25 protein-coding genes are annotated in these 25,178 nt (G+C 35.9%); 5 read left to right on the top strand and 20 right to left on the bottom strand.

Annotated elements, in window-relative coordinates; translation table 11 throughout:
* Window positions 1–65: 65 nt before the first annotated feature.
* Window positions 66–1,301 (top strand): exo-beta-N-acetylmuramidase NamZ family protein, encoded by a 1,236-nt coding sequence (locus LPC21_RS04580; protein ID WP_229318352.1) that lies wholly within the window; start codon window positions 66–68, stop codon window positions 1,299–1,301.
* On the opposite strand, the gene LPC21_RS04575 is transcribed toward LPC21_RS04580, so the two are convergent.
* Window positions 1,298–1,795 (bottom strand): YkgJ family cysteine cluster protein, encoded by a 498-nt coding sequence (locus tag LPC21_RS04575; RefSeq protein ID WP_229318351.1) that lies wholly within the window; start codon window positions 1,793–1,795, stop codon window positions 1,298–1,300. The two genes, LPC21_RS04580 and LPC21_RS04575, sit on opposite strands and share 4 nt — an antisense overlap.
* Window positions 1,796–1,883: 88 nt before the next feature.
* Between LPC21_RS04575 and LPC21_RS04570 the strand changes: the two genes are divergently transcribed.
* Window positions 1,884–2,591, top strand: coding sequence for a class I SAM-dependent methyltransferase (locus LPC21_RS04570; RefSeq protein WP_229318349.1), 708 nt, complete (start codon window positions 1,884–1,886; stop codon window positions 2,589–2,591).
* An 11-nt stretch (window positions 2,592–2,602) separates the two neighbouring features.
* On the top strand, window positions 2,603–3,133 hold the full coding sequence (locus tag LPC21_RS04565; RefSeq protein WP_229318347.1) for a YfiT family bacillithiol transferase: 531 nt from the start codon (window positions 2,603–2,605) through the stop codon (window positions 3,131–3,133).
* Between the two features lie 36 nt (window positions 3,134–3,169).
* Here LPC21_RS04565 and LPC21_RS04560 read toward each other — a convergent pair whose 3' ends face one another.
* From LPC21_RS04560 to LPC21_RS04530, 7 genes are all read right to left on the bottom strand, one after another.
* The gene (locus LPC21_RS04560; protein WP_229318345.1) at window positions 3,170–3,802 is read right to left on the bottom strand and encodes a 7-carboxy-7-deazaguanine synthase QueE; all 633 of its coding nucleotides are present in this window, start codon (window positions 3,800–3,802) and stop codon (window positions 3,170–3,172) included.
* Window positions 3,803–3,929: 127 nt separating this feature from the next.
* Window positions 3,930–5,597, bottom strand: coding sequence for a tetratricopeptide repeat protein (locus LPC21_RS04555; protein WP_229318343.1), 1,668 nt, complete (start codon window positions 5,595–5,597; stop codon window positions 3,930–3,932).
* 19 nt (window positions 5,598–5,616) lie between these two features.
* A complete protein-coding gene (locus LPC21_RS04550; RefSeq protein WP_229318341.1) occupies window positions 5,617–6,531 on the bottom strand; it encodes a PstS family phosphate ABC transporter substrate-binding protein in 915 nt (304 codons plus the stop codon).
* A 233-nt stretch (window positions 6,532–6,764) separates the two neighbouring features.
* A complete protein-coding gene (locus LPC21_RS04545) occupies window positions 6,765–7,559 on the bottom strand; it encodes an energy transducer TonB (RefSeq protein WP_229318339.1) in 795 nt (264 codons plus the stop codon).
* 37 nt (window positions 7,560–7,596) lie between these two features.
* Window positions 7,597–8,154, bottom strand: a complete 558-nt coding sequence (locus tag LPC21_RS04540) for an ExbD/TolR family protein (protein WP_229318338.1) — start codon at window positions 8,152–8,154, stop codon at window positions 7,597–7,599.
* A gap of 17 nt (window positions 8,155–8,171) precedes the next feature.
* Window positions 8,172–8,783, bottom strand: a complete 612-nt coding sequence (locus tag LPC21_RS04535; RefSeq protein ID WP_229318337.1) for an ExbD/TolR family protein — start codon at window positions 8,781–8,783, stop codon at window positions 8,172–8,174.
* A 67-nt stretch (window positions 8,784–8,850) separates the two neighbouring features.
* Entirely contained in the window at window positions 8,851–9,669 is an 819-nt protein-coding gene (locus LPC21_RS04530; RefSeq protein WP_229318336.1) for a MotA/TolQ/ExbB proton channel family protein, read from the bottom strand.
* Window positions 9,670–10,199: 530 nt separating this feature from the next.
* Between LPC21_RS04530 and LPC21_RS04525 the strand changes: the two genes are divergently transcribed.
* Window positions 10,200–10,565, top strand: a complete 366-nt coding sequence (locus LPC21_RS04525) for a cupin domain-containing protein (protein ID WP_229318335.1) — start codon at window positions 10,200–10,202, stop codon at window positions 10,563–10,565.
* A 1-nt stretch (window position 10,566) separates the two neighbouring features.
* On the opposite strand, the gene LPC21_RS04520 is transcribed toward LPC21_RS04525, so the two are convergent.
* Complete coding sequence (locus tag LPC21_RS04520) at window positions 10,567–11,910, bottom strand: FAD-dependent oxidoreductase (RefSeq protein ID WP_229318334.1); 1,344 nt, start codon at window positions 11,908–11,910, stop codon at window positions 10,567–10,569.
* Between the two features lie 59 nt (window positions 11,911–11,969).
* Entirely contained in the window at window positions 11,970–14,360 is a 2,391-nt protein-coding gene (locus LPC21_RS04515) for a penicillin acylase family protein (RefSeq protein WP_229318333.1), read from the bottom strand.
* Window positions 14,361–14,496: 136 nt separating this feature from the next.
* Between LPC21_RS04515 and LPC21_RS04510 the strand changes: the two genes are divergently transcribed.
* A complete protein-coding gene (locus tag LPC21_RS04510) occupies window positions 14,497–15,135 on the top strand; it encodes a flavin reductase family protein (RefSeq protein WP_229318331.1) in 639 nt (212 codons plus the stop codon).
* Between the two features lie 8 nt (window positions 15,136–15,143).
* Here LPC21_RS04510 and kynU read toward each other — a convergent pair whose 3' ends face one another.
* The 10 genes from kynU to LPC21_RS04460 form a co-directional block, all read right to left on the bottom strand.
* Window positions 15,144–16,421, bottom strand: a complete 1,278-nt coding sequence (gene kynU / locus LPC21_RS04505; protein ID WP_229318329.1) for a kynureninase — start codon at window positions 16,419–16,421, stop codon at window positions 15,144–15,146.
* Between the two features lie 246 nt (window positions 16,422–16,667).
* Window positions 16,668–17,717, bottom strand: a complete 1,050-nt coding sequence (queA, locus tag LPC21_RS04500; protein ID WP_229318326.1) for a tRNA preQ1(34) S-adenosylmethionine ribosyltransferase-isomerase QueA — start codon at window positions 17,715–17,717, stop codon at window positions 16,668–16,670.
* 157 nt (window positions 17,718–17,874) lie between these two features.
* On the bottom strand, window positions 17,875–19,101 hold the full coding sequence (locus LPC21_RS04495; protein ID WP_229318324.1) for a 3-phosphoshikimate 1-carboxyvinyltransferase: 1,227 nt from the start codon (window positions 19,099–19,101) through the stop codon (window positions 17,875–17,877).
* An 81-nt stretch (window positions 19,102–19,182) separates the two neighbouring features.
* Entirely contained in the window at window positions 19,183–19,509 is a 327-nt protein-coding gene (locus tag LPC21_RS04490) for a nucleotide pyrophosphohydrolase (protein ID WP_179001729.1), read from the bottom strand.
* Window positions 19,509–19,961, bottom strand: a complete 453-nt coding sequence (gene dtd, locus LPC21_RS04485) for a D-aminoacyl-tRNA deacylase (RefSeq protein ID WP_229318322.1) — start codon at window positions 19,959–19,961, stop codon at window positions 19,509–19,511. Before dtd ends, LPC21_RS04490 begins: the two co-directional genes overlap by 1 nt.
* Window positions 19,961–20,938, bottom strand: coding sequence for a ribosome small subunit-dependent GTPase A (gene rsgA / locus LPC21_RS04480; RefSeq protein WP_229318320.1), 978 nt, complete (start codon window positions 20,936–20,938; stop codon window positions 19,961–19,963). Before rsgA ends, dtd begins: the two co-directional genes overlap by 1 nt.
* Window positions 20,939–21,062: 124 nt before the next feature.
* The gene (locus LPC21_RS04475; protein ID WP_229318318.1) at window positions 21,063–22,145 is read right to left on the bottom strand and encodes a bifunctional 3-deoxy-7-phosphoheptulonate synthase/chorismate mutase type II; all 1,083 of its coding nucleotides are present in this window, start codon (window positions 22,143–22,145) and stop codon (window positions 21,063–21,065) included.
* A gap of 11 nt (window positions 22,146–22,156) precedes the next feature.
* Window positions 22,157–23,014 carry a prephenate dehydrogenase gene (locus LPC21_RS04470; protein WP_229318316.1) on the bottom strand — a complete coding sequence of 286 codons (858 nt, stop codon included), beginning with the start codon at window positions 23,012–23,014 and terminating at the stop codon, window positions 22,157–22,159.
* Between the two features lie 4 nt (window positions 23,015–23,018).
* Window positions 23,019–24,164, bottom strand: a complete 1,146-nt coding sequence (locus LPC21_RS04465) for a pyridoxal phosphate-dependent aminotransferase (RefSeq protein ID WP_229318314.1) — start codon at window positions 24,162–24,164, stop codon at window positions 23,019–23,021.
* A 46-nt stretch (window positions 24,165–24,210) separates the two neighbouring features.
* A complete protein-coding gene (locus tag LPC21_RS04460) occupies window positions 24,211–25,038 on the bottom strand; it encodes a prephenate dehydratase (RefSeq protein ID WP_229318312.1) in 828 nt (275 codons plus the stop codon).
* Between the last annotated feature and the right edge of the window lie 140 nt (window positions 25,039–25,178).

Below are 25,178 nucleotides of genomic sequence, written 5' to 3'. Positions count from 1 at the left end.
ATTGAGCCAAAAATACAGCTAAAACACGAATTACACTAATTGACTTTAACTTTATTTATAAGACAATGTTCAACACTTTTAAAAAATCAATTCCTTTTTTAGGCGTACTTTTTTTGATGACTTCCTGTTCCATAAATAAAACTATTCCAAGCAAAAATTCGTATCAAAAATCAACTCTTTCTGAAAATCAAAACTCCATTCGACCGAATCAATCGATCAGTTTTAAAACAGGTGCTGATAACTCCGAAAACTATCTTCCACTTTTGAAAGATAAAAAAGTAGGAGTCGTAAGCAATCAAACTGGGATTTTATCCAACAAAATACATTTAGTAGACTTTTTAGTTTCCAATGCGATCCAAGTTCAAAAAATATTTGCACCCGAACACGGATTTCGTGGGACGGCAGATGCTGGCGAACTGATTATTGATGGAAAAGATACCAAAACTGGTCTTCCCATAATCTCTTTGTATGGTGCTAATAAAAAACCAACCCCAGAACAATTAGAAGGAATTGACATTTTGATTTTTGATATTCAAGATGTAGGCGCTCGTTTTTACACCTATATTTCTAGTTTACATTACATCATGGAAGCCTGTGCCGAAAACAATATTCCCTTAGTGGTTTTGGACCGCCCTAATCCCAATGGCTTTATCATTGACGGACCTATTTTAGAAAAAGAATTCAGCAGTTTTGTGGGAATGCATCCTGTACCGGTGCTTTACGGAATGACCATTGGCGAATATGCTCAAATGATTAATGGCGAAAAATGGCTTAAAGAGGAAGTACAATGTAATTTACAAGTAATTCCTTGTGTTGATTATGATCGAAATGCCTCGTATCATTTTCCAGAAAGACCTTCACCCAATCTTCCTAATGACCAAGCCATTAATTTGTATGCGAGTTTGTGCTTTTTTGAAGGTACCAATGTTAGTGTTGGAAGAGGTACCGACAAACAATTTCAAATTTACGGTTCGCCCAATTTACCGCAATCTGGATTTAGTTTTATTCCTGAGCCAAATTTTGGTGCCAAAGAACCCATATATAAAGGTGTTAGTTGTTTTGGGGAGGATTTATCAACGATAGAACCGGTAAGCCAAATTGAATTAAAATGGCTCATCCGAGCATATAACACAACGGAAGATAAAACCGCATTCTTCAATCCTTTTTTTACCAAATTGGCGGGAACGCAAACCTTGCGACTACAAATTGAAGAAGGGATTTCTGAACGAAAAATCAAAAAAAGTTGGAAACCCGGCCTAGACCAGTTTAAAGAAATTCGAAAAAAATATTTGCTTTACTAAAGCGGCAGTTTCTTTTTCATTTCTTCTACAATATTGTAGACTGCAGGACAAATAGGAATATTTTTTAAAGTCAAATCAGAAATTTGCTGGAACTTTTTTCGGTCGGTATGAGGAAATTCGCGACAGGCTTTTGGTCGCACCTCATAAATAAAACAAGTATTGTCCTGATCCAAAAACGTACAAGGCACTGATTGTAATACATAATCATTATCCTCGTCAATACGAAGATACTGCTCAATAAACTGTTGTGGTTTTTGTCGTAAATGTTTTGCTATTCGCTCAATATCAGCCGAAGTAAACAAAGGACCGGTAGTTTTACAACAATTGGCGCAAGACAAACAATCGGTTTTTTTAAATTCGGCATCATGCAATTCTTGCATCGCATAATCTAAATTCTTGGGTACCTTCTTTTTCAGCTTATCGAAATATTTTTTATTTTCGATATGCTTATCTTTGGCCAGTTTTCCGAGTTCAGCTAAATTTGGTTTTAACATACTACTAAATTTCTACTGCAAAGTTAAACAAGTTGAATCTATAAACTAATTAAAGAGGAAAGATTGCTTCATTCCTCAAAACGATATTATGAAAGACCTTTTCGGAAAAGCCATACTCGATTATCAAACCAATACTTCGCCAGAAAACATGATCACTTCAACCTCTATTTCGGATGATGATGAAATGGAAGTGGTGTATTTATTTCGAAGCTTTGCCGAAATGCCAACTCTAGAACAAAAAGCGTTACAATTAACCAAAGGCAGAACCTTAGAAGTAGGATGTGGTGCTGGAAGTCACGGATTGTATTTGCAAAACGAACGAAATATCGACGTTCACTCCATCGACATTTCTGAAAATGCGATAACAGCTTGTACTCTTCGCGGATTGAAAAACACCCAAGTTATAGATGTATTGAATATCGAAAACGAGAAATACGATACGATTCTATTGTTGATGAACGGCACCGGAATTTTCGAAACTCTAGAGAGAACACCCATTTATCTTCAAAAACTAAAAAGCTTACTGAATCCAAACGGACAAATATTGATTGATTCATCTGATATCATTTATATGTTTGACGAGGATGAAGATGGGGGGAAATGGATTCCGAGTGATACCTATTATGGCGAACTCACTTTTACTGTTCAATATAAAAACGAAACAGAAACTCCTTTTCCATGGCTTTATTTGGATTACAATACATTGCAAAATGCGGCAATCGCGAATGGATTGCAATGCAAGCTCGTTTTGGAGGGCGATCATTTTGATTATTTAGCACAACTTACTCATTTATAACACTACTGAAAATGGAAGATCAATTACGTTATCCTATCGGAAAATTTAAAGCACCTGAAACCTATACTTCAGACTATTTATCAGAACGCATTCAAGCAATAGCACAATTCCCAGAGCTGTTAAAAAACGAAGTGATGCACTTAACCGACGAACAATTGGACACGCCTTATAGAGACGGCGGCTGGACAATTAGACAAGTGGTACACCACTGTGCCGATAGTCATATGAACTGTTTTATTCGAATCAAATGGGCATTAACCGAAGACAATCCCACCATCAAATTTTATTTCGAGGACCGCTGGGGCGATATGGCCGATAATGTAACAATGCCGGTTGCACCAAGTCTAGCCTTTTTAGAAGGTTTGCATTTTCGATTGGCGTATTTAATGAAAAGCTTATCGGCAACCGATTTAGAAAAATCATTCATTCATCCCGAACATAATGCATCGTTCAAAATTAAAGAAATCATTGGCACATATGCCTGGCATGGATTGCATCATTTGGCCCATATTACCGAATTGAAAAAAAGAAAAGGCTGGTAAATAAAAAACTCCAAACAATGGTTTGGAGTTTTTTTATTAAGGGATATTCAAATATTTATGTGTTTGTAACGACACACGCCATTTGGGATTGTTCATTACATAATCTACTATCAAAGGGGTCATTTCTTCTCTTTTACTCCATTCTGGTTGCAAAAAAAGAATCGCATTTTTATTTACTTTTTCGGCTTGTTCTTCAGCAAAAACAAAATCGTGTTTGTTGTAAATAATCACTTTCAACTCATCGGCATTGTCATAGACCGTCTGAGTAGGTAATTTGTATTTTTTAGGCGAAAGACAAATCCAATCCCAAGTCCCAGAAAGTGGATAAGCTCCTGAAGTTTCAATATGTACTTTTACCTTATTGTCTTTTAGTTTTTGAGTTAACAAGGTCATGTCCCAAGTAAGTGGCTCGCCACCCGTCACTACAACTGTATCAGCATACTTAGTGGCGTTGGCAACAATTAAATCGACATTAGTAGGTGGATGCAACTCAGCATTCCAACTTTCTTTTACATCGCACCAATGACAACCCACATCACAACCGCCTATTCGAATAAAATAAGCCGCCGTTCCAGTATGTGAACCTTCTCCTTGAATGGTGTAGAATTCTTCCATCAAGGGCAACATGGCTCCTTTATTAACTTCTAATTGAATTTCTTTTGATAACATCTAGTTCTATTGAAGCGGCAAAGATAGTCAATTCCAAAATTCATTTCCTATCTTCATTTGTGCAAAATAGCCATAAAAAAAACCGACAACTAATTGTCGGTTTTTTTATGCACTCTTAATACTTTATTTATTTCAATTGTTTAATTGAACTTAAAGCGTAAGCATTGGTTGGGTCAATAGCTAATGTTTTATTGAAATACTCTACAGCTTTCACTTTATCCGTATTAGCATAGGTTGCTCCAATAGTGTTGTAACTTTCAGCGATTTTTTTAATAACTGCTGGTTTTGCAGTTTCTTCTGTTCCTTTAGCAATTACTGCAGCGACATAAGCTTCATAGAATTTAATGGTGTTCTCATCATTTTCCATCAAACTATTGGTTCTTGCTTTGAATATATAGGCTTCGTAATAACTTGGCGAAGCTACTAATACTTTATCAAAAGCAGCATCTGCTTTTTGAAGACCAGCAACCTCAGGTTTAACGTCTTTTTTATTATTAGCATAATACAAAGACAATCCAAGATACAAATTGTCATCAAGATAAGTTTTTGACTCTGCATTATTAGCACCTAATTCAAAAATGGCCGCGGCTTCTTTGTACAATTTCTGACCAAATAATTTTTTACCCACTTCATTTAAATCCTCTACTGCTAAAGGTTCCATTTCAATAGATTTCTTGATAGAAACTAAACCGGATTCGAAAGCTATAGGATCAATAGCAAGTCCATCAGCACTTGTTCCTTTTTTGATTTTAGCTAAACCTAATACTTGAAAATCTTTAGCGATAATTTTACTAGCTGGATTAGAAGTAAATGTTTCCAAAGATTGGATTGCTTTATCCACATTTCCATTTTCAAAAGCAGCATATCCTAAATAACGGAAAATTCTTGGATTCACTTTATCCAATTCAATCATTTTATTTGCTTCTTCCTCTAAGGCTTTGTATTCTTTTGCTAAAATTAAAAAGTCGGCACGACGCATTCTAGAGTGAATAGAATAATCTGTTAAATCCATGTACTTTTGATAGTAATCAATCGCAATTTTGAAATTTTCAGCCGCTTTAGACGGTTTGTTACGAGCAATTTTATAATAAGTTTCTGCCAATTCTCTATAAACTGGACCGTAATTTGCGTTAATAGCAATCACTTCATTGTAGGCTTTTGAAGCTTCATCATACGATTTTGCTCCTTTTAACAAAACCCCTAATTGCATTTTTGCTCTCAACAATGTATTGTCAGCTGAGAATGCATCACGATACGCTTTGTATGCATCGTTTTGATTGCTTAACCCATAATAAGCGTCTCCTAAAGCTAACTGAACTTGAGCATCCATTGGGTTGTTTACTATAGCACGCTTTAAAACTGCTAATGCTGCTTTGTAATTTGGTTTTTCAGCATTCATGTACGCTCTTGCCACATACACATATTCTTCAAAATCTTTTTTACGCATGTCTTTGGTTGCCAAAATAAATTTTGCATTAGCCGCTATAGTATCATTTCGGTCCAAATCCATTTGACCTAAACCAATATGATTGAAACGTGCAGCTTCAGTTGCTGCTAATCCTTTACCAAAAGAAATTGTAGCAGAATCTTTGACGCTTTGATTTAAATAAACATTTCCTAAAAGGAAAGAGGCCATACCATTGGAAGGTTTAGCTTGTAATATTGATTTTAATATCGTTTTAGCTTCTTCGTATTTTTCGGCATCAATTGCCTTTTTAGCTTGATTAATATCTTGCGCATGACCTACTGAAACAGTAGCCAAAAGAAGTAATCCGAAAATTTTAAATGTTTTCATTTTGAGTTGTATAGTTAATTTATTTTTTATCGTTATTGATTTGATTTCTAATACTTAATTTACGTGGTGGGACTTTGTAGGGCAACAATCCTGACTTCAAAATAATTCGTTGACCAATATCACCCGCAACAAAAGAAGCAAATCCCATTCCTAATCCGGAAAAACCTTGACAATTAACAATGTATATTTCACGCGCTAAAGCATATTTACCCTCAGCTATATTGTTTTGATCAGGTGCGAAAAAATCATTTTGATTATGGCCTTTTAAGCTTAATGCAACAACTTTATCTACATAGGCTTGCATTTCAGGTTTTGGTTGTGTTAACCAGTTTAATCCAACTACACCAATCATGCCTTCATTTTGCGATACAAATTTAATAACTTCATTGTTAGTTCCAAAAGAAAAAACTCCTTTTTGAGGAATTGTAGTTAAACCGGCTAATTTATTCATATATCGTACCGTACTTGAGTTAGCATTATCAAACACTAAACCTTTGATTTTCGGTGACGGTTTTCCATTCATAAAATCTATTACAGCCTTTATATCAACCAATGTATCATTTGAATTGCTATTGGTAATAAGAGCTACAGCATCTAATGCAATCGGTGTAATTTTTGGAATTATTTTTCTATTCGCAAAAATTTTCATTTCATCAGCATTCAATTTTCTTGACAGCACCGCAATACTAGAAGTGTCTTTAACCAAAGATTGAATCACTTCCGTTTCTGATTGTGCATTTATACCAATGGTCGCGTCGTACCTACTTTCAAAAATCTGTACTTGATCTTCCATCACAGGCATCAAAGTAGCATCAACAAGCAACGTTGCTTTACCTTTCAAAATCGTTTCTTGATTTGCATCAACTGATTTGTTGCAGGAAATAGCTAAAAATAGAACGCAAAAAAAAGTACTTAGTCTTAATGTAGAATTCATAACTTACTCTTTACTATCATTAATAATTCGAAAAAAACGTATAATTGAATACGCAATTAAAAGAACGCCAAAAGCAACTCTATAATTGTATTGCATTGAAAATGGAAAGGGCTTCATGAAAATGAACAAGATACCTAAAGTAAGGTAAGACATTAAAAACAAAATCCCCATAACGAGAAGAAATCGCTCTTTGAGCGATTTCTTCTGAAAACTATTAACAAAGTTTTGTATCATTACTCTGCAGATTGAATAGTAATAGGAAGAGAGTAAAGTACTCTCACTTTCTTACCATTTTGCTCTCCAGGAGTCCATTTTGGACATTTGTTCAAAACACGGATAGCTTCTTTACCAGTACCGTATCCAATATCTCTAATTACTTTGATATCTGTTAATGAACCATCTTTCTCAACTACGAAAGTAACATATACTTTCCCTTTCAAGCCATCCTCTTCAGGAGTTTGATAGTTGTTTCCAACAAACTTGTAGAATTTTTCCATTCCACCAGGAAAATCTGGTTTTACTTCGATACCAGCAGTATTGTAAATACTGTTATCTTCTTCTACTACAGCTGCAGGTCCATTTCCAACAGGCTCAACAGACAAATCGGCATCTGGATCCCCTTTGATGGTTTCGTTACCTAATTTCTTGTCTTTAATTTCAGTAATTTTTGGTGGCTCCTCTGTTACCTCTTCTGCTTTAGCCACAACTGGCTTAACAAATTTCACTTGATCCACTTTTGGTGGAGGTGGTGGAGGTGGTGGAAGGTCTTTTTTAGGCTCTTCCTTTTTTGGAGGTAACTTCATGGTTACGATTTTAGTATCTAAACTATCATCATCACCTGAAGAATCTGGCAACAAACTCATAATAAGAGGTGCAGCTACAAGCACAGAGAATAAAACTGCACCAATAATTAACGCTCTAACTGTGGTTTTTGTATTTGATTTTCTAAGTTCATAAGCCCCGTATGTCTTATTTTTCCCTTCGAAAACAATATCAAGCCATTGATTTGTGAATATATCTAATTTCATATTTCTTAATTATTAGGTTATTGAGTAAATCCTATTATTATTTACCTTCTAACAATTTTTTTTCTTCAGGAGTATAATCATTAACAATTGCATACGTTGGTACATCTACAATTGCCATTTCATCTAATATATCTACCAAGTTACGATAATTCGATTTTTTACTTGGTTTGATAATTACAATCATCCCTTTATCCTTATTCCCTGTGTACTCAAGTACCAGCTTTTTACGAGCTAATAACTCTTCGCGGATTCCGCCTTTTCCATAAGAAAAATCTTTTGGAGCACCGCCTTTAACAGGAGTTGCAAGAAGTCCAACATAACGAACTAATTTGTCGTTATCTCCTAAAAGTATAGTCATCGTACGATTTTCATCCACTTTAACTTGATTTTTAGGATCTGGTTTATCTTCTTTATCTGGCAATCCCAAGCTCATCGATTGAGGCTTTGACAAGGTCGTGGTCAACATAAAGAAAGTAATCAATAAGAATGCTAAATCTACCATGGCTGTTAAATCAACCTTAGAGCCAGATTTTTTACTTCTTACCTTACCACTGCCTTTTTTACCACCACCGTCGCCGGTATTTAATTCAGCCATTTTAGTATCTTTTTATATTATTTATCTTTTGCTCTTAAACCAGTAACTAAATTAAAGCTATTGATTTTTTGGTCTTGTAAAATATCCATTACTTTTTTAATAGCTGGATATTCTTCTCTAGCATCTCCTTTGATTGCAATTTGCAATTCTTTATCTTGTAATTCAATATTTGCAATACGCGCATTTTGAATCCATTGAGACAACTGATTGTCTAAAGAATCTTTAGGAATTCCAGGTTGTAAATTAGCTTTACTTCTGTCTGAACTTTTCATTGCAATTAATTGCTTAAGGCTTGTAATTGGCACTCCAATACCCTCCATTAAAGCAAATTTTGCAGATTCTTCTTCAGTAAAAGCAACTTCATACTTTTGACCCATTAACTCTAAAGTTCTTTTTCTAACTTCTCTACCTTTTAGGTCAAAGAAAACTTTTCCTTTTCCTACGGTAATAGTAGCTAAATCAGTGTCTGGCAATTTGGTTTGAACTGTTGATGCTGGGGTATCTACAGGTAACGGTTCTGGAATTTTGGCTGTAGCAGTCAAAATAAAGAAAGTTAACAATAGAAAGACAACATCACACATAGCGGTCATATCAATAGACGCAGCTTTTTTGGACATTTTTACAGCCATTACTTTATTTTTTATAATTCAATAAGCGTGCGATAAATCGAGTCACTTATTACAATTAATTATTTAATTATTTTTTTGTACTTCTGAAGTGTCTGTAAGTATTTACAATTGTATTACCAGCCTCATCAATAGAATAAGTCAAAGTATCAATTTTAGAAGTAAACAAGTTATAAGTAACAATTGCTAATGCAGAAGTAGAGATACCTGTTGCAGTGTTAATCAATGCTTCAGAGATACCATTTGCAAGTGCAGCTTGATCTGGAGTTCCAGCAGATGCTAACGCACCAAACGCTTTAATCATCCCTGTTACAGTTCCTAACAAACCTGCTAATGTACCTAAAGATACTAAAGTAGAGATGATAGTCATGTGTTTCTCTAACATTGGCATTTCTAATGAAGTTGCCTCTTCGATTTCTTTGTGAATTGTTTCAGCAGCAGCTTCGCTATCTAATCCTTCTGCTTTAACGTCTTGGTATTTCAATAATGCAGATTTGATAGCATTAGCAACAGAACCTTGTTGTTTGTCACATGAAGCAATAGCCGCATCGATATCTCCTTTAGTAATACTAGCTTGAACAGTTTTCATGAAAACATCTAAGTTTCCTTTTCCAGCTGCTTTTGAAATAACTGCAAAACGCTCAAAAGAGAAAACAATTACCATCAATAAACATCCTAACAAAATTGGAACGATTGGACCTCCTTTATACACCATTGCTAAATAGTTTCCTGGAAGTGGGTGACCTGTGTTTACTCCTCCTTCGAAGTTAGCTCCATTACCCATGATAAAATTCCAAATAATCCATCCAACAAAAATACATGCTGCGATGATAATTCCTGAAATTGCTCCTCCACCTTTTGGTCCATTTTCTTTTTTAACGTTTGCCATTTTTTTTAATTTTAATAGTTTTAAATAATTTAATTTTTTAGTGTTTAAATAAACTTGTAGTGGAGCAAATTTATATTTTTAGTTTAAATAAAAAAACTTTTTTTAATTTAATTAGTGTTAATTTTAGTCGAGTCAATTGAATTTTTTTTTGAAATTAATTTATTTAATAAAAAATACATAACGAAATCGATTGTTTGATACTAATTACACATTTACAAGCCGTATATTCAGTTAAATTATCAATATAACTTGCTAAAAAATTTGGATATAAAATTTATGTTTTTTTAATAAAAAACGTTGTAGTAAGAGATTATTTGTGACAATTAGCCCAAAAATAAGTACTCCCAATCACTAAATTGATCCTGCAAAAAATATAGTAACCCATCCAATTAAATAGGAATTAAAAACTAATTAATTAATTGAAAACCTCTTATTCTACTAGAATTAATATGTTTGTAATCTAAACTGAAATCCAAGTATGGATTAAATCCGTTCTAGCTTAATAATTAATAGGAGATAAATACAACATTATGAAAAAATATACCTTACAAAATAACCCATTCGTTGTCCCTACTACTGACGGGAAATTAATTGAAGAGCATCACGGCCTTGCGAGTACTAACAATCCAAATGTGTCCATCGCACACATGATAGCGCCTCCTGGATGGAGCGAACCTTTTCAAACACCCGAATTTGATGAGTATACCTATATAATAAGTGGTAAAAAACAATTTATTGTGGAAGAAGAGACAATCGTATTAGAAGCAGGACAATCTATTAAAATTGAAAAAAATACCAGAGTTCAATATTCCAACCCATTTGAGAAAGCTTGTGAATACATTGCTATTTGTACGCCTGCATTTGACTTTACTAAAGTACACCGAGAAGAAGACTAGTTTATTTATCTTGAAGTAATTCCAAGATTTTGTTTTCCACTTCAGCTGAATCCCAAATGGATTCAATATTGTCCATTCGCAACACTTCTTCCATAATTGTATTTTGGGCATCGCCAATAGCCAATGCTTCGGCATAAGGTCGGTCGCTAAAAGTTACTCTACTATACAATGGAATCCACAAGTCGGGGTATTTGTCTGAAAATACTTTTTCGATTTTCTTTTGCAACAAGAATTTCTCATCGGCAGTTTTGGTACTCATCTCCATAAAATTGCGATACGACAATTCAGCAATGGCATCTGCATTTGGTTTTCTTGATTTTTGGTATTCTGAAAGAATTGTTTTCCAATCGTTTCCATACAATTGCATCATTTCGTTCAAAACAGTAATATCTTCAAAACCCGCATTCATTCCTTGTCCATAAAAAGGAACGATAGCATGACAGGCATCTCCAATCAATGCAATTTTGTCTTCGTATGCCCATGGAAAACACTTCATGGTTACCAATGTACTTGTTGGGTTTTTAAAAAAGTCTTCCGCTAACATTGGAATTACCTCAATGGAGTCTGGGAAATTTTTGGCAAAAAAAGCTTTTACCAAATTAATATCTTTTAATTCTGCTAACGAATTGTCACCTTCAAAAGGCATGAATAAAGTACAGGTAAAACTTCCGTCTAAATTAGGCAACGCAATTAACATATATTCGCCTCGTGGCCAAATATGGAAGGAATTCGGATCTAATTTATGAGTTCCGTCTGGATTCGCAGGAATATTTAATTCTTTATAGCCAATTTTTAAAAATTCTTGCGAATAGTCAAACATGCTTTGGCGTTGCATGCGGTGGCGAATTCTAGAGAAAGCACCATCTGCACCAAATACCATATCATATTTTTTTTCCTCCCAAGCACCACGTTCCGATTCGCCAATATGCAAAGTAGCATCGGCAAGCGTCACATCCCAGATTTTTTGTTCGAAAAAGAATTCGGCTCCTGCGGCTTCCGCCAAATCAATCATTTTACGATTCAAAAGACCTCTTGAAATTGAATAGATCGCTTCTCCTTCTTGTCCGTAGGCTTGAAAATTCAATTTGTCAACCAAATGGATCGCACGTTTGTCCATGGGAATGGCAATTTGGCGAACGGCATCTCCCACTCCTACTCCATCTAATGCTTTCCAACCGCGATTGGACATGGCTAAATTTATGGAGCGGCCCGAAAATTCAATTTGGCGAATATCCGGACTTCTGTCATAAATATGGACGGTATGGCCTGCTTTGCGCAAATAGATTGCCAATAATGAACCTACTAACCCTGAACCAACTATTGCAATTTTTTGAGGAGTCTGCATGACTAATTTTAAAAGTTGGGCAAAAATAATTATAAAAACGTACTAACCCTTATTTCTATTTAATTTTTATTGGGAATAAAAACCAATTTTGTTGAAGTGGTAACAATTTCAGCTTTATTCAATTTCATTTTTCTAAACTTTCCTGTGTTGTACATTTCGGCTTGGTCTTTATAATGCGGACTCATTGGATTCCCAGATTGACCTGTTGGTAAAATACTCCAACTGTTTTCAATATCAGAAAAGTCAATTATTCGTCTCGTTGAAGGCCCGCCTTTTACTGCATAGTTGCCATCCTCTGTATAATCAAAAAACAAATTGTTGATTACTTCCACAGATCCCGAAACTTCAAAAGGTCCCACATTAAAAAATGGTTTCAAGGCATTCACTTTCCCCAAAGGATGTTGGTGTTCTGCCGTATGCACTTTGTTCCAAGTCCACGATTGTACGGATTTACCTAGTTGCTTTTCAAGAGCAGCAACAGCTTCTTTCAAAGCGGTTGTCACGATTTGACTGCGCGTTTCTTTTATATTTTTAGTAGACAAATTATCCCACCAAAGCGATTGGTTATTGGCCATTTGTCTTGCAACAATTTGTTTCGCAATATGAGTTCCTAAAAATTGTTTGAAATCTTTCTCTCCCATTTCGTCTTGAAACGTATTTTTTAGGCTGCAATAAACCCATTTATTATAAATGGTAGGGGCTACGTCTTCCAAATTACTAGACCCTTTCCAGTCTTTTAAAATAGCAATAGCTTCTTTTTCTGATTTAGAAAGTGTATTTAAATCAACAGCTTGAATAAGATTTTTAACCACTGAAGGCGCAACCGAAGAGGTATTATCAAAAATCATTTTACTTGCTGATTCTTTGTCCCAATTGGATTTTGAATCCAACAAATGCACAATTCGTTTGGCTCTATCCTCAGGTAAATAATAGCCTGGATATAAAAAACCATCAATTGCTTCCGGTTGATTGTTGGCAGAATACACATAATTCCAACTCGGATTGACAGAGGAAGGATTTTTGGAGAAATCCAAATATTCCTTAATATCGTCTTTTCCACTAGCGCCATCCAAAATAAAATTCGGATTCACACCTGGATTGTGTTTGTATAATTTTCCGGTTGCCCACCACGCCACATTGCCTTTAGCATCGCCATACATCACATTCAAACCAGGAGCTGAAATTAATTGAACCCCTTTTTGGAAATCGGCTTTATTTTTAGCATGCGAAAGTTTATAAACCGCATCTAAAATCAAAATAGGTTGTTGGGTATACACCCAAGATAATGCGACTGGTTTGTCTTTTTGTAATCCCTCTATCAAATCATTGACAATTGGTCCGTGACGACTCACTTTAACGTTCATCACCACATCAGACGTGTCTTTAACTTTGATCGTTTTAGTTCTTGTCTCAAAGGCATTAAATCCTGAAGGTGTTTTGTACTTTGTGACATCTGTCGAACTAGTTTCTTCTTGGTACAAATCAATATCGTCGTTTTCAAACATGGTTAATCCGTAGGCATAGTTGTGATTATGTCCCAGTAAAGGAAATGGTGTTCCCGCTAGATAGTAGCCATAAATTTCATGATCTGGAGTTACCATATGAGCTTCATACCAAGTGCCCGGTTGCGAAAATCCAATATGTGGATCATTGGCAAAAATTACTTTTCCGTTTTTGGTCTTTTGTGGCGCAATGACCCAACTGTTACTTCCAATAAATGGAGGAATTGGTGATCGGTCTAACAAAGAAGCTACTGATTTGGCTATAGCCGAATATTCTTGAACATTCTCCTTCGCATTCTTGATTTTGGTAGTGTTGAATTCGCCCTCTAAACCAAACTCTTTCAAATACTCCATACCATATTTATTTCGCAAGTCAGTCATCAGGGGATCTGATTTTTGTGCCATCGCAAAACTAAATGACATGTACCCGAAAATATTATAAACGTCTTTTATTTCAAATTTTTGTTTTTGAATTCCCAATAATTGAAATTCTATAGGTGTTTTTCCTTCTTCTAAATATTGATTGATTCCGTCCAAATAAGCTTGTGTCAATTTGTAAGCCGGACTGTTTTTGTCCAATTGCGCAATGGCTTTGGCCGAAGCTTCTTCGATACCAATACCCGCAAAAAATTGATCATTTTTCAAAGCTGCCGATCCGAAAATTTCGGATAATCGTCCTGGTGCAATACGTCGCATCAACTCCATTTGCCATAAACGATCTTGAGCATGAACATAGCCCAATGCTTCCATGGCATCAGTTTGGCTCTCGGCATAAATGTGTGGTACTCCAAATTCATCAAAATAAACCGTAGTTTCTTTTTGTATATTTTTCAAAGGCAATTCCCCTTCATATTGCGGTTTAGAATAAAAAGCATAGCCCACTAAAACCAAAATAAGTAGTATCAAAATTGAAATTATAACAAGAAGTCCTTTTTTGAAAATTTTCATATCGTTTAAATTTGATTAACAAATATAACAGAATAATCGAGAATTACTACTTGACACTAATCCAAAAATTTGAATTTTGTTTAACTAAAATTAAATATTTATTAAACAAAAAGTATCTTTGCACAAAATAAATACGATGAAAGACATTTCGAAGGCAAACATTGGCGCCATGGACAAAGTGCCTCGTTTGAATTTAATTAATTCCTGTACGGGTTACAAATCGACCAATTTAATTGCTACAAAATCTGTTGATGGACAATCGAATGTGGCAATTTTTAGTAGTGTGACGCACCTAGGAAGTGATCCTGCAATGATTGGATTTATCATGCGACCAACAACAGTTCCTAGAGATACCTATAAAAATATCAAAGAAACAGGTTATTTCACTATCAACCATGTAACGGTTGACATGATTGAAGACGCGCATCATAGTTCAGCGAATTATGATATGGGTATTTCTGAGTTTGACAAAACGAATTTAGAAGAAGAATATAAAACAGATATCGAAATTCCTTTTGTAAAAGGAAGTCCCGTACAATTGTATTGCAAATATTTAAACGAATACCACATAAAAGAAAACGATACGATTCATATCATTGCTTCGATTGAACGCTTGTTTTTTGAGGAAGAATTACAACACGAAGATGGCTGGTTACAGCTCGACAAAGGAAAGGTAGTTACCGTAAATGGTTTAGACGGGTATTGTTTGCCTAAATTGGTAGACCGATTAAAGTATGCCAGAAAAAACCAGCCAACTGAATCCTTTATAAAGTAATTGAATATTTATTTCGATTCAATACCGGTTTTCAAAATTTGCCCAAAACGATAAATATCTTCGTACGAAGTGTATAATGGAACTGGTGCAAGGCGAATTACATTAGGTTCGCGCCAATCGATTATTACACCATTTTTCATGAGGTAGTCAAATAAACTTCTGCCTTCTCCATGTAAAAAAACCGAAAGTTGGCAACCTCTTTCTGATGGATTAGAAGGGGTAATAATTTCAAAATTGCCATTCACTTCTTGATCAATTTGGCGCAAAACAAATTCCAAGTAAGACGTAATTTGATTTCGTTTTTGAATTAATGCCTCCATTCCAATTTCGGCAAAGAGTTCGACTGAAGCCAAATAAGGAGCCAAAGACAAAACGGGTAAATTACTTATTTGCCAACCATCTGCCCCTTGAATAGGATCAAATTTCTGTTCCATTTTGAAACGGCGTTCTTTATTATGTCCCCACCAACCGGCAAAACGAGGTAGTTCAGAATTAGTATGATGCTTCTCGTGTATAAAACAACCCGACGCATTTCCCGGACCTGAATTCATGTATTTGTAACTGCACCAAGCAGCAAAATCTACTTGCCAATCGTGTAAGTGCAATTCAATATTTCCAGCGGCATGCGCCAAATCCCAACCAACGTATGCGCCTACGCGATGACCCGCTTCAGTGATGGTTTTCATATCAAAAACTTGACCGGTATAATAATTCACTCCGCCAATGAGTACCAGAGCCAATTCGTCTCCGACTTCATTAATTTTTGCTAGCACATCTTCCAAACGAATGTTGTGTTCGCCTTCACGACGTTTCACTTCTACAATGGCGTCTTCGGTTGCATAGCCATGAAAATTGACTTGACTTTGAAACAAATATTGATCGGAAGGAAAAGCTTTTTCCTCGCAAATAATTTTATATCGAGTAGCTGTTGGTCTATAAAACGACACCATTAGTAAATGCAAATTCACTGTTAATGTGTTCATCACCGTAACCTCAGACGGTAAAGCGCCCACCAATTGACTCAACGGATTGGCAAAACGCTCGTGGTAATCCCACCAGGGTTTTTCGGCATAAAAATGACCTTCAACCGCCAAGTTTGCCCAATCATTCATTACCTCATCTACATAAGTTTTGGCTCTTTTGGGTTGGAGTCCCAAAGAGTTTCCGGTAAAGTAAATCACATTCTTTCCGTTTACTTGTGGGAAAGAAAATTCATTTTGATACTGTCTTAATTGGTCTTGAGCATCGAGTTGTTGCGCAAAAGCTAGGCTGTTTTCAAATGTCATTCGAACTAATTTTGAGAGGTAAAAGTAACAAACAATTAGGAAAAATAAGCACGAATAAAGTGAATTAGAATTTAACAGCGTTTTGCGTGAGGGATAGCAACAGAAAGCCCGAAGCTGGTGAAAGCCAGCGAGGACTTGAAGTGTATAGCCCGACCCAAGCCTTGGCTGTAGGAAGGGAAAGGGTCACGCCAAAAAAAAAATCTCGCCAAGATGGACGAGATTTTAATATATTTAAAGTAGATGTGATTAAATAATCAACATCGCATCTCCATAAGAGTAGAATTTGTATTCTTCTTTGATTGCTTCTTCGTAAGCACGTTTCATTAAATCGTGACCACAGAAAGCTGAAATCATCATTAATAAAGTCGATTTTGGTGTATGGAAATTGGTTATCATACAATCGGCAATACTGAAATCGTGAGGAGGAAAAATGAATTTATTAGTCCAACCTTCAAATGGATTCAAGGTATATTGTGAAGAAACCGAACTTTCAATGGCACGCATAGAAGTTGTTCCAACAGCACAAACACGTTTCTTTTTTGCTTTGGCATTATTCACAATATCACAAGCTTCTTGACTGATTTTTAATTCTTCCGAATCCATTTTGTGTTTCGATAAATCTTCTACCTCTACTGGATTGAAAGTTCCTAAACCAACGTGCAAAGTAACCTCAGCAAAATTGATTCCTTTGATTTCTAATTTTTTCAATAAATGCTTTGAGAAGTGCAAACCTGCAGTAGGTGCTGCAACAGCTCCTTCTTCTTTAGCATAAATGGTTTGGTAACGCTCTGCATCTTCTGGAGTTACCTCACGTGAAATGTATTTTGGGATTGGGGTTTCGCCCAATTCAGTTAATTTGTTTCTAAATTCTTCGTACGAACCATCGTAAAGAAAACGCAATGTTCTTCCGCGAGAAGTAGTATTGTCAATTACCTCAGCTACTAACGAATCATCATCTCCAAAATACAATTTGTTTCCGATTCTGATTTTACGAGCTGGATCTACTAATACATCCCAAAGACGTTGTTCTGCATTCAATTCACGCAACAAAAACACTTCGATTCTTGCTCCGGTTTTTTCTTTATTTCCATACAAACGTGCTGGAAAAACTTTGGTGTTATTCAAAATCATAACATCTCCGTCATCAAAATAATCGATAACATCTTTGAACATTTTGTGCTCTATCGTCTGTTTTTTTCGGTCGATCACCATTAAACGAGACTCGTCTCTGTTCTCTGCAGGAAACTCAGCTAAAAGTTCTTTCGGTAAATTGAATTGAAAATGTGATAATTTCATTTGTTTTGAATTTTAAGTTTCAAGCAAAAGGGAATTTATAGTCTTTTACTTTGTGGGTGCAAATATACGATTGTGAAAGAGGCGTTGTCAAGTCTTTTGGTGTTTATTTTTACCAACCCAATACCAGAAAGGGATGCCGACTATGTAACCTTACAAATTAAGCTATTTCTTCGATTGCAAAGCCAATTCTTGTTAAGTCTTCCCAAAAATCAGGATAGGATTTAGAGACTACTTCGGCATTGTCAATGAAAATCGGAACTCGGAAAGCCAATGGAGCAAAAGCCATTGCCATACGGTGATCATTGTAAGTGGCAATCGTAACATTTGGATTGATTCCTTTGGTGGCTACCAAAGTCAAACTATCGTTAGTCACTGAAATATTCGCACCTAGTTTTGTTAACTCGATTCGAAGTGCTTCAAGACGATCAGTTTCTTTGATTTTTAGGGTATGCAAACCTGTTAAATGACAACCAATTCCTAATCCAAGGCAGGTTACTACAATTGTTTGGGCAATATCCGGCGTATTATTCAAATCGAAAGTAACGTCTTGGTAATCAAAATTGGCTTGTTTGGTCAATGTCAATTGGTTTCCATTGAAAGTTGACTCTACTCCCATAGCTTGGTATAAGTTGACTAAGGCTGAATCACCTTGTAAACTGTTTGCTTTATAGCTTGAAATGGTAATCGAAGCTTTGTCTGCCAAAGCGGCAATACTAAAATAATAGGAAGCCGAACTCCAGTCGGATTCTACTACCATTTCTTTAGTTTCCACAGCTGATTTAGGAGCAACAGTAATTACATTTCCTTCAAAACTCGTGTGAATATTCAAATCATTTAGCAAAGCCAAAGTCATCTTGATATATGGAATAGAAGTAATTTCTCCTTCTAAAGTAAGTTCCAAACCATTCTCTAAATTCGAAGCTACTAACAATAAAGCCGAAATATATTGACTACTTACATTGGCCGCTAAATTGACTTTAGAAGCCGTAATTTTTTGTCCTTTGATTCGGATAGGTGGATAACCCACTTCTTTTTCGTAGGTGATGACAGCCCCTAACTGTTCTAGAGCTTCTACCAAAATTTTGATAGGGCGTTCTTGCATTCGGCTAGAACCTGTTAGCACAACTTCACGACCCGCATTAACAGCAAAATAAGCCGTCAAAAAACGCATTGCCGTTCCTGCGTGGTGAATATCTACTATTTCATCTGAACCATTCAACGCTTTTTGCATTACTTCGCTATCATCTGAGTTGGAAGTATTGGCTAAACTAATATTCGGAAACAATGCTTTTAGCAATAACAACCGATTGGTTTCGCTTTTGGAACCCGTGATCTTTATTGCAGCATTAATTTCAGATAGTGCAGATTGTAGTAGTAATTTCATTCTGTTTTGTGTTGGTAGGTAATTGGGCGCAAATTTATTTTAAAAAAAGGAGTTGCCCAAGTTTTAAAACAGCGTATCACATTATTTCAACTTTTCGTTGTTTTTATGACGGTCTTTATCACGAACCGATTTTAAATCCATTTTCTTGTCGAAAGCAGCTTGTAAATCAATTCCGGTTTGATTGGCCAAACATAAGACTACAAAAACAACATCTGCTAGTTCTTCGCCTAAATCTTTATTTTTATCAGATTCTTTCTCAGACTGTTCGCCATAACGGCGTGCGATAATGCGCGCTACTTCGCCCACTTCTTCTGTCAATTGCGCCATGTTGGTCAATTCGTTAAAGTAACGAACACCGTGCTCTTTAATCCAAGTATCGACGTCTAATTGTGCGTTTTTTAAATCCATTATTCTTTGTTTTTACTATCTATAATTATGGTGACCGGACCGTCATTCAGTAATGCCACTTTCATATCGGCACCAAAAATTCCCGTCGCTACTTTTTTACCCAATTTTATTTCTAACGAACTTACGAATTTTTCATACATTGGAATAGCAACTTCAGGTCTAGCCGCTTTGATATAGGAAGGTCGATTGCCTTTTTTGGTAGCGGCATGTAAAGTAAACTGACTTACTACAAGTACATCTCCATTCACCTCCTCAACGGATAAATTCATCACTCCATTTTCATCGCCAAAAATACGAAGTTGGGTAATTTTGCCAACTAACCAGTCAATATCTTCTTGCGAATCGGCCTCTTCAATTCCAACTAGGACTACTATTCCTTTTTGAATTTCTCCGACTATATTATCTTCAACAATTACTGAAGCCGATGTTACTCTTTGTAATACTACTTTCATTAATCTCGTGTTTTATCGCTAGCTATTCGGTCTTCATTGTAAATATCCGTTCGGTAATGTTCATCATCGCCTTCTAAAATCTTCAAATAACTATTGTAACGCGACCAAGCGATTTCATCCTTTTCCAAGGCTGCTTTGATGGCACAATGAGGTTCCTCTTTGTGCAAACAATTGTTGAATTTACATTGATCTTGTAATTTGAAAAATTCAGGAAAGTAGCCTCCGATTTCTTCCTTCTCCATGTCCACGATTCCAAATCCTTTGATTCCGGGTGTATCAATAATCTTGGCACCAAAACTCAAGTCGTACATTTCGGCAAAAGTGGTCGTGTGCTGACCTTGTTTGCTGGCTTCTGAAATGTTTTTTGTTTTCAAATGCAAAGCAGGCTCCAATGCATTGACCAAAGTCGATTTCCCAACACCGGAATGCCCAGAAAACATACTTACTTTATTTATCATTAAAGCTTTCAATGCATCGATCCCTTTCATTTCGGTTGATGAAACGCGCAAACATTGGTAGCCAATTTCTTGATAGACATGTTGCATATACAATTGCTCATCCAAAGTAGCGTCGTCAAGCGTATCTATTTTGTTAAATACCAATACTGTTTCAATTCCATAGGCTTCAGCAGTAACCAAAAATCGATCTATAAAATTGAAAGTAGTTGGTGGATTATTCACTGTCACTAAAAGAAAAACACGATCAATATTCGAAGCAATGATGTGCATTTGATGCGATAAATTCACCGATTTTCGAACGATGTAATTTTTTCTGTCGTGGATATGATGAATAGTTCCTGTAACAGAATCTGAGTTCTCGTCTATTTCATAATCGACTACATCACCTACAGCAATTGGATTGGTGCTTTTAATTCCTTTCATTCGGAATTTTCCTTTGATACGACATTCGATAAAATCGCCTGTCTCCGATTTTACGGTGTACCAACTCCCTGTAGATTTATAAACGATTCCTGTCATGCGGCAAAGGTAAAATTTTGTTTCAAGTTTATGGTTGGAACTACAAAGTTTTTACACTGACTTCAAATAAAAAATCCTCACAATTGATTCAACTGTGAGGATTCTATAAATAGAAAAATACGAATTATGAATTCAATATTTTTTCTTGTTGTTCGATACTTTCTTGGTGAATGCCTTTGAACAATTTAATGATAAATTCTTCAGACAATCCTTTTTTAGCACCTTCAGCAGTCATTTTTGCTTGGATTTCATTCCAACGACTGTTTTGCAAAACCGCAACGTTAGCGTCTTTTTTTACTTGTCCAATTTCAGAAGCCACTTGCATACGTTTTCCTAGTAACTCTAAAAGGTTAGCGTCTAACACGTCGATGTTCGCTCTTAATTTTGTCATTTTGTTTTCAAAATCAGCCGTATCTCCTGTTTGCTTTCTGATTTTCAAATCTTTGAAAATTTGTTTCAAAGCAGCTGGTGTTACTTGTTGAGCAGCATCACTCCAAGCATTGTCTGGATCAATATGTGTTTCGATAATCATACCGTCGTAATTCAAATCCAAGGCTTCTTGAGTCACTTCCAAAATCATATCACGGTTTCCTGTAATATGCGATGGGTCAATGATCAAAGGCAAATCAGGGAATTTATTTTGCAATTCGATAGCAATTTGCCATTCTGGAATGTTTCTGTATTTTGTTTTTTGGTAGGTAGAAAACCCTCTATGAATCACTCCTAATTTTCTAATACCTGCTGCATACAAACGCTCTACACCACCTAACCATAAAGCCATATCTGGGTTTACTGGATTTTTAATCAGAACGATTTTATCTGTTCCTTTCAAAGTATCTGCAATTTCTTGCACTGCGAATGGATTAGCAGTTGTACGCGCTCCAACCCATAATACATCGATATCATATTCCAAAGCTAATTTACAGTGTGCTGCAGTAGCTACTTCAGTACCCATTAGCAAACCTGTTTCTTCTTTCGCTTTTTTCAACCATTTCAATCCAATTTCTCCTACACCTTCAAATCCTCCTGGACGAGTTCTTGGTTTCCAGATTCCTGCTCTAAACACACTTACATCTGAATCTTTCAATTCGTGAGCAATTTTTAATACTTGCTCTTCAGTCTCAGCACTACATGGTCCTGCAATTACTAATGGATGATCTAATTTGAATGCATCCAACCAATTTCTCATTTCTTTACTATTCTCCATCTTTTCTAAAATTACTTTTTAATGTTTATTCCGTTTAATATTTCTTTTATTTTATTGACACTTTGCATTTCTTGATAAATCGCATCATAATCCTCATTTTCTAACAAGGTTTTAAACTTTGACAAATTAGAAATGTATTCTTCTAAGGTATTCACCACTTGTTGTTTGTTCTGCTTGAAAATCGGTGTCCACATGGCTGGGGAACTTTTAGCCAAACGCACCGTACTTTCAAATCCACTGCCCGCCATATCAAAAATATCTTGCTCTTCGGTCTCTTTGTCAATTACTGTTTTACCTAACATGAACGAGCTAATATGAGACAAATGCGATACGTAAGCTATATGTTTATCATGCGATTGCGGATCCATATAGCGAATTCGCATTCCTATAGCTGTAAACAATTGTAAGGCTTTTTCCTGCAACTTGAAGGTCGTTTTTTCTACCTCACAAATTATATTTGTTTTCCCTTGGAACAATCCTTTTATGGCTGCCGTCGGTCCTGAAAACTCGGTTCCTGCAATAGGATGTGTTGCAATATAATTGCGTCGTTTTGGATGATTGGCTACCGCTTCGCAAATAGGCAACTTGGTAGAACCTACTTCAAAAACAATGGTATTCTCTCCAACAGCATCCAATACTTGAGGCAATACTACCAAAGCAACATCTACCGGAACCGAAACAATCACAAAATCAGCATCGGCTAAATCTTCAGACGTTCCTGCTTTTTCAACCACCCCCAAATCAATAGCTTGTTGCAAATGATTTTCATTGGCATCCATACCCAAAATAGTCGCTTCTGGATGCAATGCTTTGATGTCTAAAACCATTGAACCTCCAATTAAACCGATACCTACTACAACTACTTTCATTGCATTAAAATCTATCTATTGCTTCTTGTACTTTTTCTTCTTTCACACAAAGTGCAAATCGAATGTATCCTTCACCATTACTTCCGAAAATAGTTCCCGGAGTTATGAAAATATGTTTTTGATATAATATTTGGTCGATGAATTGTTCTGCAGAGCTAATTCCTGCTGGCAATTTTGCCCAAACAAACAATCCTACTCCTTCTTTATAGACTTCACAACCTAATTTTTCAGCCAATTGTTCAGTTAAAACTCGACGCTTTCTATAGATAGCATTCATCGAATCAAACCAAGAAGCATCACTTTTCAAAGCGGCGATGGCTCCTTTTTGGATGCCATAAAACATACCGCTGTCCATATTACTTTTCACTTTCAACACAGCATCAATACAATCGGCATTTCCTAATACCATTCCTACACGCCAGCCCGCCATATTGAAGGTTTTACTCAACGAATTCAATTCTAAAGCTACTTCTTTGGCACCTTCGACTTGCAACAAACTCATCGGATTGTCATTCAGAACAAAACTATACGGATTGTCATTCACTAACAAAATGCTATGCTTTTTGGCAAAAGCCACTAATTTTTCAAATAAAGCCAAACTGCCTCTAGCTCCCGTTGGCATGTGCGGATAACCCACCCACATTATTTTTACTTTAGATAAATCCAATTGTTCCAAAGCCTCAAAATCCGGTTCCCAATTGGTACTTTCTTTTAAATCATAATACACCGGAACTGCACCCACTAAATTCGTCACCGATGTATAGGTTGGATAACCCGGATTAGGAATCAACACTTGGTCTCCTTCATTCAAGAAAGCCAAAGAAATATGCATGATCCCTTCTTTGGAACCCATTAAAGGCAAAATTTCAGTAGTCGGATTCATTGCTACCCCAAAGTTATTCTGATAAAAATCAGCCATACTTTGACGCAATTCAGGAACTCCTTGATAGCTTTGGTATTGGTGTGCATTTTCTTCCTGCATGGCCAAAACCACCGCGTCAATAACAGCTTGCGAAGGCTTCAAATCAGGACTTCCGATACCCATATTAATAATGGGTTTCCCTTCTGCAGCCAATTGTCGTACTTCTCTCAATTTGGAAGAGAAATAATATTCTTCAACTATCTCTAAACGTTTTGCTGTTGCAATCATGTTGGTTCTACTATCTTAATTTACTTTCGTAAAGGTATTTTACTTCTTAGGGTTTTGCATTTTTGTACTCTCCCAAAACTTTGAAATACTCCGCCATAATATCTATCAAGGCTTTTGCTTTGGCATAATCTTCATATTTCTCAAAGGTCACATCCACAAAAAACGAATATTTCCAAGGAGTTTCGATTTTGGGTAACGACTGGATTTTGGTTAAATTCAATTTGCAATCGCTCATAACATTCAGCACGGCTGCTAAACTGCCACGTTTGTGATCCAATTCGAATTTAATCGACGCTCTATTAATTTCATTAGTTGACAAAACCGATTGCTTCTTATCAATAATTACAAAACGGGTCATGTTATTATTAATCGTCTGAATCTCCGGTGCCAAAATTTCTAAATCATACATTTCAGCAGCCACTTTACTGGCAATAGCTGCAATGCCTTTCAATTGCTTTTCGTGAATTCTTCGCGCCGTTTCTGCAGTGTCTTTGTCTTCCACAATTTTAATATGTGGATACTGTTTCAAAAACTCCATACATTGCAGCAAAGCCATTGGATGCGAATGCACCTCTTCAATATCTTGAATCGTCTGACCTTTCAAAGCCATTAAATTCTGTTGAATATCCAAATAATGTTCGCCAATAATGTGCAAATTATTCTTGTCAATCAAAGCATAATTCGGAATAATAGGGCCTGCGATCGAATTTTCGATAGCCATTACCGCCTGATCTGATTCTCCAGACAATAGGCTCGACACCAATTCTTCAAAAGACAAACATTCATCCACAGCCACCTCTTTCCCGAAGTACTCCTGAGCCACTTGATGATGGAATGAACCTTGTATTCCTTGTATTGCAATTTTTGTTGCCATAAATTCAAAAAAAAATCCTGATTTTCATCAGGATTGTATATTGTTTTAATTTGCTTTTTAATTTTTCAAATAACCCTATAACAATCCTTACTTCTTAAAAAAGAAGTAATAAGTATTGCTAAAATAAAAACGGTTATTAC

The sequence above is a fragment of the Flavobacterium ammoniigenes genome, assembly GCF_020886055.1.
Taxonomy (GTDB): Bacteria; Bacteroidota; Bacteroidia; order Flavobacteriales; family Flavobacteriaceae; genus Flavobacterium; species Flavobacterium ammoniigenes.
The sequence above is the reverse complement of the archived record's forward strand: the minus strand, read 5'-3'. Positions and strand labels throughout refer to the sequence as shown.

What these genes read in the sequence shown, in the direction of transcription:
- LPC21_RS04545 (WP_229318339.1), bottom strand. Translation starts at nt 7,559, where the DNA reads ATGAAATTAGATATATTCACAAATCAATGGCTTGATATTGTTTTCGAA.
- LPC21_RS04550 (WP_229318341.1), bottom strand. Translation starts at nt 6,531, where the DNA reads ATGAATTCTACATTAAGACTAAGTACTTTTTTTTGCGTTCTATTTTTA.
- LPC21_RS04560 (WP_229318345.1), bottom strand. Translation starts at nt 3,802, where the DNA reads ATGTTATCAAAAGAAATTCAATTAGAAGTTAATAAAGGAGCCATGTTG.
- dtd (WP_229318322.1), bottom strand. Translation starts at nt 19,961, where the DNA reads ATGAAAGTAGTATTACAAAGAGTAACATCGGCTTCAGTAATTGTTGAA.
- LPC21_RS04580 (WP_229318352.1), top strand. Translation starts at nt 66, where the DNA reads ATGTTCAACACTTTTAAAAAATCAATTCCTTTTTTAGGCGTACTTTTT.
- LPC21_RS04520 (WP_229318334.1), bottom strand. Translation starts at nt 11,910, where the DNA reads ATGCAGACTCCTCAAAAAATTGCAATAGTTGGTTCAGGGTTAGTAGGT.
- LPC21_RS04515 (WP_229318333.1), bottom strand. Translation starts at nt 14,360, where the DNA reads ATGAAAATTTTCAAAAAAGGACTTCTTGTTATAATTTCAATTTTGATA.
- LPC21_RS04490 (WP_179001729.1), bottom strand. Translation starts at nt 19,509, where the DNA reads ATGGATTTAAAAAACGCACAATTAGACGTCGATACTTGGATTAAAGAG.
- LPC21_RS04510 (WP_229318331.1), top strand. Translation starts at nt 14,497, where the DNA reads ATGAAAGACATTTCGAAGGCAAACATTGGCGCCATGGACAAAGTGCCT.
- queA (WP_229318326.1), bottom strand. Translation starts at nt 17,717, where the DNA reads ATGAAATTATCACATTTTCAATTCAATTTACCGAAAGAACTTTTAGCT.
- LPC21_RS04470 (WP_229318316.1), bottom strand. Translation starts at nt 23,014, where the DNA reads ATGAAAGTAGTTGTAGTAGGTATCGGTTTAATTGGAGGTTCAATGGTT.
- LPC21_RS04565 (WP_229318347.1), top strand. Translation starts at nt 2,603, where the DNA reads ATGGAAGATCAATTACGTTATCCTATCGGAAAATTTAAAGCACCTGAA.
- LPC21_RS04570 (WP_229318349.1), top strand. Translation starts at nt 1,884, where the DNA reads ATGAAAGACCTTTTCGGAAAAGCCATACTCGATTATCAAACCAATACT.
- LPC21_RS04475 (WP_229318318.1), bottom strand. Translation starts at nt 22,145, where the DNA reads ATGGAGAATAGTAAAGAAATGAGAAATTGGTTGGATGCATTCAAATTA.
- LPC21_RS04525 (WP_229318335.1), top strand. Translation starts at nt 10,200, where the DNA reads ATGAAAAAATATACCTTACAAAATAACCCATTCGTTGTCCCTACTACT.
- LPC21_RS04555 (WP_229318343.1), bottom strand. Translation starts at nt 5,597, where the DNA reads ATGAAAACATTTAAAATTTTCGGATTACTTCTTTTGGCTACTGTTTCA.
- kynU (WP_229318329.1), bottom strand. Translation starts at nt 16,421, where the DNA reads ATGACATTTGAAAACAGCCTAGCTTTTGCGCAACAACTCGATGCTCAA.
- LPC21_RS04575 (WP_229318351.1), bottom strand. Translation starts at nt 1,795, where the DNA reads ATGTTAAAACCAAATTTAGCTGAACTCGGAAAACTGGCCAAAGATAAG.
- LPC21_RS04495 (WP_229318324.1), bottom strand. Translation starts at nt 19,101, where the DNA reads ATGAAATTACTACTACAATCTGCACTATCTGAAATTAATGCTGCAATA.
- LPC21_RS04535 (WP_229318337.1), bottom strand. Translation starts at nt 8,783, where the DNA reads ATGGCTGTAAAAATGTCCAAAAAAGCTGCGTCTATTGATATGACCGCT.
- LPC21_RS04465 (WP_229318314.1), bottom strand. Translation starts at nt 24,164, where the DNA reads ATGATTGCAACAGCAAAACGTTTAGAGATAGTTGAAGAATATTATTTC.
- rsgA (WP_229318320.1), bottom strand. Translation starts at nt 20,938, where the DNA reads ATGACAGGAATCGTTTATAAATCTACAGGGAGTTGGTACACCGTAAAA.
- LPC21_RS04530 (WP_229318336.1), bottom strand. Translation starts at nt 9,669, where the DNA reads ATGGCAAACGTTAAAAAAGAAAATGGACCAAAAGGTGGAGGAGCAATT.
- LPC21_RS04460 (WP_229318312.1), bottom strand. Translation starts at nt 25,038, where the DNA reads ATGGCAACAAAAATTGCAATACAAGGAATACAAGGTTCATTCCATCAT.
- LPC21_RS04540 (WP_229318338.1), bottom strand. Translation starts at nt 8,154, where the DNA reads ATGGCTGAATTAAATACCGGCGACGGTGGTGGTAAAAAAGGCAGTGGT.